The organism is Bacillus sp. AFS037270 (genome assembly GCF_002585305.1).
Genome location: NZ_NUNF01000004.1, coordinates 1 through 13,387, shown reverse-complemented (window position 1 = coordinate 13,387; position 13,387 = coordinate 1). Strand labels below are relative to the sequence as shown.

12 protein-coding genes and 1 tRNA gene are annotated in these 13,387 nt (G+C 35.7%); 3 read left to right on the top strand and 10 right to left on the bottom strand.

All coding sequences use genetic code 11. The features are described 5' to 3' along the window. The first annotated feature begins 103 nt into the window (after positions 1-103). On the top strand, positions 104-943 hold the full coding sequence (locus tag COD92_RS01910; RefSeq protein ID WP_098532312.1) for a tyrosine-type recombinase/integrase: 840 nt from the start codon (positions 104-106) through the stop codon (positions 941-943). A 242-nt stretch (positions 944-1,185) separates the two neighbouring features. Here the strand turns inward: COD92_RS01910 and COD92_RS01905 are convergent, their stop codons facing one another. After that, positions 1,186-1,545 carry a winged helix-turn-helix transcriptional regulator gene (locus COD92_RS01905; RefSeq protein ID WP_176541386.1) on the bottom strand — a complete coding sequence of 120 codons (360 nt, stop codon included), beginning with the start codon at positions 1,543-1,545 and terminating at the stop codon, positions 1,186-1,188. 244 nt (positions 1,546-1,789) lie between these two features. Here COD92_RS01905 and COD92_RS01900 point away from each other — a divergent pair, with 244 nt between their 5' ends. Beyond that, positions 1,790-2,536 (top strand): NADPH-dependent F420 reductase, encoded by a 747-nt coding sequence (locus COD92_RS01900; RefSeq protein ID WP_098532310.1) that lies wholly within the window; start codon positions 1,790-1,792, stop codon positions 2,534-2,536. A gap of 481 nt (positions 2,537-3,017) precedes the next feature. Here the strand turns inward: COD92_RS01900 and COD92_RS01895 are convergent, their stop codons facing one another. From COD92_RS01895 to COD92_RS01880, 5 genes are all read right to left on the bottom strand, one after another. Then, positions 3,018-3,983 (bottom strand): carbohydrate kinase family protein, encoded by a 966-nt coding sequence (locus tag COD92_RS01895; protein WP_098532309.1) that lies wholly within the window; start codon positions 3,981-3,983, stop codon positions 3,018-3,020. Positions 3,984-4,055: 72 nt separating this feature from the next. Beyond that, positions 4,056-4,139 (bottom strand): GH32 C-terminal domain-containing protein, encoded by an 84-nt coding sequence (locus COD92_RS32585; RefSeq protein ID WP_235846611.1) that lies wholly within the window; start codon positions 4,137-4,139, stop codon positions 4,056-4,058. Positions 4,140-4,350: 211 nt separating this feature from the next. Next, a complete protein-coding gene (locus COD92_RS01890; protein ID WP_098532308.1) occupies positions 4,351-6,240 on the bottom strand; it encodes a PTS sucrose transporter subunit IIABC in 1,890 nt (629 codons plus the stop codon). Positions 6,241-6,251: 11 nt separating this feature from the next. Next, a complete protein-coding gene (locus COD92_RS01885) occupies positions 6,252-7,577 on the bottom strand; it encodes a glycoside hydrolase family 32 protein (protein WP_176541385.1) in 1,326 nt (441 codons plus the stop codon). Positions 7,578-7,873: 296 nt separating this feature from the next. Further along, complete coding sequence (locus COD92_RS01880) at positions 7,874-10,066, bottom strand: alpha-galactosidase (protein WP_098532306.1); 2,193 nt, start codon at positions 10,064-10,066, stop codon at positions 7,874-7,876. 207 nt (positions 10,067-10,273) lie between these two features. Between COD92_RS01880 and COD92_RS01875 the strand changes: the two genes are divergently transcribed. Then, positions 10,274-11,089 carry an AraC family transcriptional regulator gene (locus tag COD92_RS01875; protein WP_098532305.1) on the top strand — a complete coding sequence of 272 codons (816 nt, stop codon included), beginning with the start codon at positions 10,274-10,276 and terminating at the stop codon, positions 11,087-11,089. A 416-nt stretch (positions 11,090-11,505) separates the two neighbouring features. Here COD92_RS01875 and COD92_RS01870 read toward each other — a convergent pair. The 4 genes from COD92_RS01870 to COD92_RS31730 form a co-directional block, all read right to left on the bottom strand. After that, positions 11,506-11,577: transfer RNA gene (locus COD92_RS01870), tRNA-Ala, on the bottom strand. 15 nt (positions 11,578-11,592) lie between these two features. Then, positions 11,593-11,727, bottom strand: a complete 135-nt coding sequence (locus COD92_RS32580; RefSeq protein ID WP_255286785.1) for a hypothetical protein — start codon at positions 11,725-11,727, stop codon at positions 11,593-11,595. Next, entirely contained in the window at positions 11,727-12,305 is a 579-nt protein-coding gene (locus tag COD92_RS01865) for a recombinase family protein (RefSeq protein WP_098532303.1), read from the bottom strand. Before COD92_RS01865 ends, COD92_RS32580 begins: the two co-directional genes overlap by 1 nt. Positions 12,306-12,362: 57 nt before the next feature. Further along, positions 12,363-12,512 (bottom strand): hypothetical protein, encoded by a 150-nt coding sequence (locus COD92_RS31730; RefSeq protein ID WP_176541384.1) that lies wholly within the window; start codon positions 12,510-12,512, stop codon positions 12,363-12,365. Positions 12,513-13,387: the final 875 nt, after the last annotated feature.

Here is a 13,387-nt window from a genome sequence, read left to right as displayed (position 1 = left end):
CATTACAGGAATGCTGCCCCTTTAGCTTAATAAGAACCGCCGTTTCAATTTCGAGAAACAGGTCAATAATTCCTGAAAAAAGAATTTTTGGGGAGAGATGAACTTGTTATTATCTCAAGCATGGGAAACGTATGAATCTGATAAACGTATTGAAGGCTTTTCGCCGCAAACATTAAAAGCATATAAACTACAGTCCGGCTTACTTATACGCTTTTTTAATGATGTTCAACTTGATACGATCACTACGGATCAATTAAAAGCTTATTTAGCAAAATCAAGTGAAAGTCTCAAGCCTGCAAGTTTGGCTCATCGAATTCGTTTTATGAAATCATTATTTCGATGGTCTCATGAAGAAGGGCATATTCCCAAAAACCCAGCAGCTAAAATAAAAGAACCTAAAACTGGGAAACGAATTCCTAAATTTTTGACCGAAATGGAAATTGAACATTTACGGGAAGCCTGTTGTTCCCCAATGGAAAAGGCTCTGTTTGAATTCATGTTCGCCACTGGATGCCGAATAGGAGAAGTTGTTACCCTAGATAGAGGTAGAATTAATTGGTCGAACCGGTCTGCTGTTATAAGAGGTAAAGGCGATAAGGAACGGGAGGTCTATTTTAATATTCGCTGCGAAATTTGGTTAAAACGATACCTGGATAGTCGTGTAGACAGGGATCCTGCTATCTTTGTCACGGAACGCGATCCTCATCGAATGAGCATTGCCACGATGCGATACATAATTAAGCGGATTTCCAACCGTGCTGGTATTAACAAAGACATTCATCCTCACCAACTGAGGCACAGCTATGCGACCCATTTATTGAATAATGGAGCACCTCTCGATGTTATTCAAAGCTTATTAGGTCACGAAAAAAGTGAAACTACCCTGATTTATGCACAATTAAGCGGAAGCATCCGACAGGAATTTTATAGGAAGTATTTTTAGCCATAGAAAAGCACCCCAAAAGACAGAATTCAGCTCTAACTCTTGGGGTGCAGTACAAGTACATCGAGATTGGTTGCTTTTTTCACTTTTGCACTCCGTTACTTTAAGTACATTTCTTCACAAACTTTTATCGTAAAAGAAAAAGTTGCCTTTGGAACGATTTCTCATCCCCACAACTTTTACTTTATCCACCATTTAATTTTTCATTTCTGTGGGGAAACGATAGATGTGACCGTTTTGGTTTAATCTGCTTGCTCCCCAAACTTCTTTCCGAACGCTTCCATCAAATCGATAATAGGAATGAATTCTTCCCCTTTTGAGGTTAATGAATATTCAACACGAGGAGGTACCTCTGGATAAACCATGCGGTTAATTAAGCCATCTGTTTCTAGTTCTCGAAGTTGCTTTGTAAGAGAACCTTGTGAAATATCACCTAAAAAAGCTTTGATTTCACTATAACGACGCTCTGTGGGCTTTAAAAACCAAAGAATAAGATATTTCCAACGGCCTGAAAGTATGTTTTGGGTATAGGCGATACCATATACTTCTCTTTGTTCCTTTATACACTTTTTGTCAAATCCATCCTTACATAATCTAGACACCATTTCACCTGCTTTCTACTGTTAAGTACAAAAAAATGTACTATGTCAATTTTTATTGCCTTCTTCAAAAAGATGAGAAATGATTATATTCTAGTATATGTAACCAAAATACTCAATACGTTTATAAAGACATATGATGCTTTGTTTACAGTTTGATAAGAGGTGAATGATTCAGCTGAAAATATGATTGTGTAACGTTAGCGGAATTATTCTTTGATATACAAATTCTTTAGGAGGAACAATCATGCGATTTGGAATTATAGGTGCAGGACCAATTGGGTCCATTATTTCTAAAAAATTAGTTAAGAACGGGCATAATGTCAAGATTGCAGATGCACGAGGAATTGAACGTTTAGAAGGAAAAGAGCTTGCTGGAACACCTGTGCGTGTAGAGGATGCAATTACAAATATTGAAGTTCTTATACTATCTCTCCCTATAAAAGCACTGCCAAACATTCGGAACATTATCGATCAAGTCGGGGAGGAAGTAATCATTGTAGATACTTCAAATTATTATCCTTTTAGAGACGGCCAAATTGAAGAAATCGAGAACGGGATGGTTGAAAGTGTTTGGGTTTCAAATCAATTAGGCAGACCTATCATTAAAGCTTTCAACAACTTATTAGCCCATACTTTAGAAAATGAAGGAACATCCGAAGATTCTAGTGGACGAATTGCGATGGCAGTTGCTGGTAATGCCACATCACAAAAACAAGCAGTCATGAACGTAGTAAACGAGCTAGGATTCGACGCAGTAGATAGTGGTTCTATAAGTGACTCTTGGAGACAACAGCCAGGAACTCCTGCTTACTGTACGGAGCTAACAAAAGATGAACTAACGAAAGCGTTGAAAAAGGCAAGTAAAGAAAAAGCACCATTACTACGGGATAAGGTGATGGAAATGTTTGCAGAGCTCCTTGCAGAAAAAAAAGAAGTTGAATTTTCACATAAGGATATTGTGAATTTAAACAGAGAAATATACAATTCATAAAACAAAAGGTGCACTCGTTAGAGCGCACCTTTTTGTGTATCTATATATCCCTATAAAGTAATAAATGTATGTCTTACCTTTTTCCGCCAGACAATCCTAAATAATATTAGTAATTCTGAGAGCTTACAAAGGTCCTTCCAGGACGATCTCATTTTTTTCAAAAAACAGAATCTAAGTATGTTTGTGTTTAAAATCCCTCTACCACTAACCTGCTTTTAAAGTTGAATAAGAAAAAGGGATCGCCGCAGCTATCCCATCTTTAACATAAGCCCCCATTAATTTAAGTGTAATATTTCACAATCTTTCCCAAGTGTAAAATAGCTACTAAGTAACACTTATATTTCTATATATCCAACTGAGGTTGTAACAGAATTTTTCTGACTTTCCATTCCTTCTTGTTAATTGTATATAAATCCAGAAAACTTTCTTTCCAGCCGGTAATCAAAAATATGCAAAATTACCACCTACTAAAAGTTTGATTTTAACCCAATAACAAAAATATATCTTCTTTTGATGGAACGGAAGAGATAGCCCCTTTTCCAGTAGTCGTAAGCGCCCCGCTTGCATTTGCGAATGCAAGAATATCTTTATGGTGTTCTTTAACAACATCCACTAAATTGTGCTGATTTGTATTCTTATTTAACAGTTGGTACAAAAATCCGCCAATAAACGCATCTCCTGCACCCGTAGTGTCCTCTACTTTAACATGATATCCCATAGATGTATATTTTTTATTCTGTATATAGAGTTCTGCACCTTGTGAGCCTTTTGTAAAAACAACTACCTTTACATCCCCTGTAAACAAGGATTCGATTGCTTTCTTTTCATCTGCTATACCAGTAATAAAATCCAGTTCCTCATCTGAGATTTTTACTACATGTGATATTGGTATAAAATCTAAAATAGTACCTCTGCATTCCTGCGGACTATTCCAGAGAGGTAAACGCACATCTGGATCAAAGCTAATAATTCCACCACGAGCCTTAGCTGATTGAATCGCTTTAACATGTGCTTGTTTCATCCGGCTGTCTACTAAATCCACAGAACAAAAATGTAATATGTCACCTTCGTCGAACCAATTTTCTTCTATTTCTGTATCCGATAGCAATAAATCTGCAGAAGGATTACGGTAAAACGAAAAATCACGCTCACCATTTTCACGTAAAGACACAAAAGCTAGACCTGTATTCGCCTCATTTGTTCTTAAAATCTTATCGGTATTAACACCTGCCTGTGCCAGTTGTTCTAAAAGAAAATCTCCAAAACTATCTCTTCCTAATTTGGTAATCAATGCAGCATTTCCTCCAAATTTTGCAACAGTCGCAGCTACATTTGCTGGAGCACCGCCTGGAACCCGCTCAAAAGATATAACATCTTTTAAGGCTTTTCCTTTTTGTAGTGGAATAAAATCTATTAAAACTTCACCAATTGAAAATAAACTTCCCATTATAACACCTCGTTTCTTGAATATTCCCCTGTTAATAATCCCACTTTACTACTTTAAACGTAGCACTCCCATTCATTGCAAAGAGAAAATTCCCCTACTGTTTTGACGGTGAAAAATCCTTGAGGTAATCACTTCTTCCCCATCGTTTACAAAAATTTTAACGGATGAAGAATCAACAAATAAATGAGTCCTCCGATGGTACCGGTGCCATCGGAGGCTATAATAATTTTCTTTAATTTACTAAGATAACGTATAATATTATTCTTTTAAAATTGCTCTACTTATAATTGATTATAATGAATTGATTCTAAATTAAAATTATTAATGTAGCAGGTAATACTATTTGTATGAAAGTTGAACACGATCTCTATTTTGCCTTAGCAACACCGATGCAGGCTCCATCGGTCGCTTCACCTGTGTGAAAATCCAAGCTATCAAGTTTGTCGTTGGTATTCGTTATCACAACCATAGTCGTTGTTGCTAAACCAGCGTCGGTAACCTTCTTCCAGTCAACCATCACAATCGGGTCACCTCCGTTGACAAAGTCACCAACTTTGACCTTGTTAGAAAATGGTGCGCCTTTCAGCGAAACGGTATCTATGCCCAAGTGCACGAGAACTTCCAAGCCATCAGTGCGGTTCAAACCAACTGCATGTCCTTGCACCATTGAAACAGTGCCGGCAACAGGAGCAACAATCTGCCCGTCACTAGGTGTGACTGCAAAGCCATCGCCCATCAATTTTTTGGAAAAAACGGGATCATTGACTTCGCTTAAATCCATGACCTTTCCTGTAACTGGTGCATAAAGCTTCTCGTCTTTAACATTTACGACCTGTGGCATAATTGATGAATTTGATATTTTGTTTACTTGTTTTTGATTCCCAGTCTCGACTGGTTTGTAACCAATTGTGTAAGTTAAAACAAATGACACAGAGAAAGCGACAACGTTTACAAGAATATAAAGGGGCAATTGATTATTCAAGTATAATAAGGTTCCTGGAATACCTGTTAATGCCATTCCAGTAGCTTTTAATTGTAAGATAGACGCTAAGAATCCTCCCACTCCCCCACCTATCATTGACATAACAAAAGGTTTCACCAACCTAAGGTTCACCCCAAAGACTGCTGGTTCTGTAATACCTAAAGTAGCAGAAAGACTTGCTGGATAAGCTATTTGTTTCATTTTTGGAGAAAAAGTTTTGATCCCTACTGCTAGGACTGCACCCGCTTGAGCCATATTACCACAAGTTCCAATTGGATTTAGCATATTCCAACCTGTTTGTGAAAGCATGTTAATTTCCAAGAAATTCAATATATGATGAATACCAAAAATACCTAATAATTGTCCAAAGCTTCCATAAATCAAGCCACCGATTCCAAACGGTAACTCCAATAAAAATTGAACAGCATATAAGACAAGCAGTTCAACTTCGTGGAAAATAGGTCCAATAACAAATAATGCTAGAGTAATACCAAAAAGAAGTGTTAGAAATGGCGTCAAAATAAGGTCAAGGGAGTCAGGTATTTTTGTTTTCAAGAATTTTTCAATTTTTGCTCCTACAATTCCTGTTATAAATGCCGGCAAAACAGATCCTTGATAACCTACCACCTTAATAAATCCAAAAAACACTAATGGGTCTGCAGCCTGTTGACCTACTTTATAAGCATTTGGTAAAACAGGGTTTACAAGCATTAAACCTAGTACGATCCCTAAAACTGGATTACCTCCAAAGATCCTAAACGTTGACCAACAAACTAACGCTGGTAAAAAGGCAAAAGCTGTATCTGTTAGGATCTGAGTGAACAATAAGAGTTCTTTGGGAATACTGTCAGGTGTTAAACCTAACAATGCCAAAACAGATTCTTGTGTAAGCAAACCTCTTAAGCCCATAAATAAACCAGTCGCAACCAGAACCGGAATAATTGGAACGAAAACATCTCCAAAAATTCTAACGCTACGTTGAAAGCGATTTCCTTCTTTTTTGATAGGAGACTGACTCTGAATATTATCACCCAATAATATCATGACCTCGTCATATACTTTGTTTACCAATCCAGTTCCCAAGATAATCTGAAACTGACCAGAATTGAAAAAACTCCCTTTTACTTTATCCAGATTTTCAATTTCATCACTATTTATCTTGTCTTTGTCAACTATAATAATTCGCAATCTTGTTGCACAGTGAGCAACTGAATGAATATTTTCTTTCCCACCAATCAATTCAATAATCTTTTTTGCTAAATCTTGATTCCCCATATTCTCATCTCCTAAAATGCGAAATAAAGTAATTCTCCTTCTTGCTGTAATCCGGCATATTTCACACTTAAATTCTCTTCCTCAGTAAAGTATCTTAATGAAAAAACGCATTCTCCATCATTCACAAATATTTCGATAGAGGAGTTATCACTAAAAATACTCATTTGTGACAGGCTTTGAACCTGTTTTACTTTCGTTTCCTTTTTATTGGCTACCCAATTCACCCGCGTGACAGACAATACGTTTTTCTTACCATAATAATGAATCTCTACTGAGCAATCTCTCAAAAACAAATGAAAATCACTAGAACAATCTTTTCTACTCAACTCTAGTTCAAATCGCCCACTTTCTAATTCAAAACGACCTTGAGAAGATGTGAATTTCTGTTTACGTTTTCTCAGTTGTTTAACTTCTTCAATAGGTAGTTGTTGAATTTTTCCATTTTTCAATGTTACAACACGTGGTAAAGTCAAACAATGCAAATAACCATATTGTTTAGTAGGGCATAAATACTCCTCTATCTCAGACATTCGAGACATCCATCCCACCAAAATTCGTCTCCCTTTATGATCTGAAAAAGATTGAGGTGCATAGAAATCAAATCCATAGTCCAGTAATTCTAAAGAACCTTTTGGTAGAAATTTTTTTGTTTTTTCATCAAATTTTCCAGATATAAACGCTGCATAACTGGAAACACCTGTTAAATCATCATCTATTTCTGGTCTCACTTGAGGACAACAAAGCAATATATCTGTTTCACCATTTATTGAAAATAAATCTGGGCACTCACACATATTGTCTAACTGTTGATCGTACAAAATATTCTCATATTTCCAATGCAACAAGTCACAAGAAGAGTAGAGTGCAATCGCGCCTTTCCTCTCTTTCGTTTGAGCACCTACAACCATCCACCAATTATTTTCACCTCTCCACACTTTTGGATCTCGATGGTGTTCCGTAAACTCTGCGGGCGTTTCAATTACACTTTCTTCTTTAATAAAAGTCCGACCATTTTTAGATGTACTAATGCACTGATAGCTTTTTCTTTCCCCATTTTTTTTTACGTTTCCAGTATAGAATAAATACATCTCTCCATTATGTTCTATACTGCTACCTGAATAAACACCATTTCGATCCAATTTTCTATCCGGAAGAATAGCAGAACCCTGATTGGTCCAATCAATCATATTAGTTGAAGTAAACAACCCCCACTCTTTGTAATGATGATTCATATCAAAACGATTCCATTGGTGGAAAAAATAATACTTACCTTTGAACCAAATTAAACCATTTGGATCATTCATCAAACCCCTACCTGGCTCTATATGATAGGTCATTTTATAAGGATTCCTCAAAAAACATCCCACTCTCCTACAAAAATGTTCTATTTTAAATTCTTTAATTACTTTTTTACAAAACAGTTTAACACCATAAAAAAATCTCATAATAGGGAAATAACAAAAATGTGGAACTTATTAATAGCTTAATTTACAAAAGCAAATTAACATATAAGACTACTTCAATCTGTTCCTAAATTTTAACAATATGGGAGATTTTTAAAATATATAATTATGGATCAGAGTAACCATGTATGGTAGAAAATACGGCATAAATATTATTTACTTGTACTGCTTTAGATACTATGCTTTTTAAATCTCCAGAACATACTTAAAAAGTCTTGCTTGATACTTGGCAGTGTAATACCAACATTCATCAACTCATCTCCTCCAAACAACTCTCCTGTCTCAACATTTTGATAAACATAATCTGGATGTACCCCTTTAAGTTTTATAGTTCGAAGAGGAGCTGCTGGTTGAGATAATACTTTGAAATAACTAGCTGCTACTTCTGATCGATCTTCAGAAACAAAGTTCCATGCAGCTTCATTCCCATCAAAGGGATTAAATATTCTATAAAATCTACCAAATTGAATAAGTGGTCGAATCTCTTTATACAAAGCAATTTGTTGTTTAACTACTTCTTTTTCTTCCTCTGTTAACTTTGTTAAGTCTAGCTCATAACCGAAATTCCCAGCCATGGCGACATATCCTCTTGTCTCAAGTGAAGTAATTCTTCCAACTTGATGATTTGGGACAGATGAAACGTGCGCCCCCATTGTAATCGGTGGATAAACAAGGCTTGTACCAAATTGAATTTTCAAACGACACATCGCATCTGTGTTATCGCTTGTCCATGTTTGCGGCATATAATAAAGCATCCCTGCGTCAAAGCGACCTCCACCACTCGAACAACTCTCAAACAATATATTAGGAAATTTTGTTGTAATTTCTTCCATTATTTTGTATAGTCCTAACATATAGCGGTGAGCCGTTTCACGCTGTCGTTCGGGTTGTAACGCTATTGACCCTATATCCGTCATATGACGATTCATATCCCATTTTACATAGGTTATCGGAGCACTCGATAAAATATCTGACAACGCTTTAATTACGTAATCACAGACTTCCTGCCTCGATAAATCCAAAATGAGTTGATTTCGCCCTAACGTATGTGGGCGACCTGGTACATGTAAACACCAATCTGGATGATTTCTATATAATTCACTATCAATAGAAACCATTTCAGGTTCAAACCATAAACCAAACTCCATACCAAGATTACGAACGCGGTTTGCAAGATCTACTAAACCATTCGGAAGTTTACGTTGATTGACTACCCAATCCCCTAACGAGCTTTTGCTGTCATCACGTTTTCCAAACCATCCATCATCTAATACAAATAGTTCTATTCCTACTTGTTTTGCTTCATTGGCAATTTGTTCAATTTTTTCTTTATTAAAATCAAAATAAGTGGCTTCCCAATTATTAATTAGTATTGGACGTACCTTGTCCCGAAATAATCCACGACATAGTCTTTTACTATACAATTCGTGATAAATTCTGGACATATCGCCTAATCCTTTTTCTGTGTAAACCATTACAATTTCAGGCGTTTGAAAGGTTTCCCCCGGCTCTAATAACCATGAGAAATCGAAAGGATTAATCCCTATAGATACTCTTGTATTGCGATATGGATCCACTTGAACTTGTGCTGTAAAATTCCCGCTATACACAAGGTTAAACGCATACACTTCACCTTGATCTTCATCAGTCCCTTTTCTTACTAATGCCAAAAACGGCGCTTGTTGAGGACTGCTAGCTCCCCGGCAACTATCAACCATTTGAATCCCTGGTACAATTTTACGTCTCTCAATATTTTTCTCATTACTATGAGCACCATACAATGTGATTAATTCATATTCATCATCACGAAAATCAACATTTGCACTTAGCGCTCGAAGCATTTTTAAATTTTGTGATCCTTGATTATCAAACTGAACAGATCTAGTGATAACATCTCGATCTTCATACAAACTATATGTTAACGTAACAGTCAGTCCCAGCAATTTATCTTCCATGATGATTTCTAGTGTTTCCGTCTCATTTTCATCCTCTACATAAGTGGATGGTAACCCTTTCAATTTTGGCTTACCTTTATTCACTCGGTATTCCTTATAACGAAGGTCGGTCACGGTAGAGCCATTCTCTAATTGTATTTGATAAGATGGAGTTCTAAAGTCACCATTTCCATATGCCGGATACTCCTGAGGTAGCGTATCTAGCGAAAATGTTCGATCTGACGCATCTGGATTAGGAGAAAAAACTCGATCCATAAAGATAATTTTGTTGTTTCCGCGATATTTGTGAACACTCTTCCCCCAATATAAGTGAGCTAAATAGCCATCTCGTATAACCTGCATAACATAACTCGTGTTTTTTCCTTGCAAATGAAATAAAAGTTGTTCATCATCGATGTAAATAGTCATAACGACCTCCCCCACATAAGTAAGCATCAATTATTTCAACGAAAACAATGTGTAACTCCACCTTATACTGTTTATTGAAATATGTTGTTTCACTTAATGCTTATGGGTTCATTTTAATAGTTTTAATTAGATATTAATATGGTATTATGTAGACTGAATATGGAACGATGTGATAACTTGCAAACATTTTCAATTAGAGGTGACACAATGATTTTAAACTTTTCCAATCCTTCTCATAACAATTTAGATCTAAATTTGTACACATGCGGTAGAGAAGCTTGTATAAGTAAATATTCTTATGGTCCAGCGATACGAAGCGGATACATAATTCACTATATTTTAAAAGGAAAAGGGATTTTTAAAGTACATGATAAAATCTATCATCTAGGAAAAAATGAAGCGTTCTTAATTGAGCCAAACATTTTAATTTATTATGAAGCAGATGTTGAGGATCCATGGGAATATAAATGGATTGGTTTCAGTGGAGTAAAAGCAAAGGAATATTTAAACAGATCAAGTTTATCTATGGATCAACCGATTTTTACGTTCGATCATGACAATAAACTAAACCAATGTATGGATAGTATCATAATGGCATCAACGCTATCGTCTAATAAGGACTTGCTATTAACTTCAAAGCTTTATGAATTTATATATATATTGTGTGAACTCTTTCCGAATCGTGGAGTCACCATTGAGGTAAAAAAGCAAAAGTATATCGAAGATGCGATACTCTTTATTGAACAAAATTACACGCATTACATTACAGTAAATGATATCGCTAAATATATTTCAATTGACCGTTCCTATCTTCATCGTTTATTTAAGCAATATCTCAATAAATCGCCGCAAGAGTTTTTATTAAGTTTAAGAATAGAGAAAGCATGTTTTCTGCTAACGGATTCTACGCTTAAAATTGGGGATATTTCCCGTTCAGTGGGATATAATGATGTACTCCTATTTTCAAAAACATTCAAGAAAATTAAAAAGTGTACTCCTTCAGAGTATCGAAAGAACCAATGATTGTGTCCAGTCACCTCACTTAACTCCTGAATATAAGTGTTTATTATGTTTATTGAATTTGAATAATTTTAGTAGGTGTTAAACAACCTGAATCCCCTGCCTAATGGTGGGGTGGATTTTTGTGAAGAATAAGAATTATGTTAGGAAAATGCATTAACTTATTGTCTTTAACTAAAAATATTAATTTAGATTGTGAATTATTACACTTAAACTAAACTGCCCAGTTAGTTTAAGTGAAAATATTCACAATCTATTCACCATTACCTTACAACATCGGTAAGAACATAAAAAGAAAAACTCTAATTAATACAGGATTTTAATCAAACTTTATTTTAAAGCTACAGCATTAAAACAATAAAAGCCTACTCATTAACGAGTGGGCTTATTTTCGTTATCTTTATCCAATTTTACATTTACGCGCCTTAGAGGATTCGAACCGCTGACCTCCTGCGTGCAAAGCAGGTACTCTCCCAGCTGAGCTAAGGCCCCAAGGCCCCATAGTGTTAATATCCAGTTCGACTGGTCGGGAAGACAGGATTATGCTGTTTATGTTCATGCTCTGGTCCATTCTTGTCAGCTTGCAACTGTTCTTCCCAAATGCTTTCCCATTCTTTTAAACCATTCCAAATATGGTCCATTATAATACCGGCTCCTTTTCTTCCTGTTCCTTCAAAGCACGATACAAGGCAGATCTAGAGACGGAAGTCATTCCCGTGATTTCTTTAACCGTGTATTTGTTCAATTTATAAAGCTCAATGGCGTGTTTAAGACCAGCGTGTTTCTTGTGGTATTTCTTCGGTCTTCCTTCATAAACACCTTTACTCTTAGCAATCTCGATTCCATTCCGCTGTTTCTCTTTTAAAATGGTCCTTTCCATTTCAGCAAAGCCAGCCATGATTGTTAAAAAGAACTTTCCTGTTGGCGTCCTGGTATCTATGTTCATATCAAGAATCACAAGATTAATATTCCTAGCTTCAAAATCCTCAACCAATTCTATTAGCTGTCTGGAGCTTCTTCCTAATAGGTCCATCCGGATTACTACAATCGTGTCTCCAGATTCCAACTTGTCTAATAGCTTGTCTAATTCTGGTCTTTGTTTGGATACACCAGAAATTTTTTCGTGTACAATTTCATCGACTCCGAATTTAGAAAGGGCTGCAAACTGAGTGTCCAAATTCTGATCCTTGGAACTGACCCTAGCATATCCGTAAATCATTTTCATCCCCCCATGTTTCACTTACTCTACCTTGTTCATGCTGCCTTTCCTTATTTCCTATTTAGATTTATAGTTATCACCATAATAATCAATATTCAAATCTGTAATCATACTTTTAAGTTCATGGGCCACACTAGCCACCCATACAATAGCCCCTATGGTGAGCCCTACACACAATAATGTTATAACTCTTTTCTTCTTCTTCATTGACGTTTCCTTCCTTTTATGTAATCTCTTATACTACAAAATTGTATCCTATCCGCTTAAGTTTTGGAACAACCTTTTTGGGACACTCTAAAATATTAATCTTGCGTCCTCTTAAATTATCAGACAATTCGTTTCGCGGGGTAGACTTTTTGGAACAGTAGAAAAAATATTTTTACCTCCCTCTTGAAATCCACCATTTTTGATGGAAAAATAATACAGTGCATATTTTAGGAATTTTAGGGGAAATCACTTGGCGAAAAAAGTTGAATTAGAAAAAGTGACAATTGAGTTTTTTTGATGCTGGATTTGACAACCAGGCTTGGGTATCAGGATGTTTGTTTGAACGACTTTATGGATCAAAGCTACAAAATTTAGATCTCAAAAATGAACTTGAAAAACTTAAAGAGAACTTGATGATATTAAAAGCAAAAAAACTGATTAAGTTTGCATATTGTGAGAGCAAACGTCAAAAAGCCCGGTATCTAGGAATAGGAAAACCGGGCTTTTTGCTAGGGTTTACAACTATGTCATTCGTTAGAGATTGGTAGATCTAGGACCGTAATAAATATAACATTGCTTGTTTACAGTTTAGTTAATGGACAGGGACAATTTGGTAACATTTCCATTACTTTTGAGGAAACACTCAGCTTATATGTAAAATGTTTGTCTGGATTTCTTTTGAGATTTCATTTTTGTTAAAATTAATGTTGTTTGTCCAAGACTAATTACAAAAACAAAAAGTGCAAAGCCTAATTGAATAAATTTAGTTGTTCTAGCGTTACTCTAAATTTTATGTGATTGTACTTGAGAAACAGTAACAGCAGTTATCTTTGAACGAGACTAACTAATACAAAAAGTATATTAGTGTTGATGTT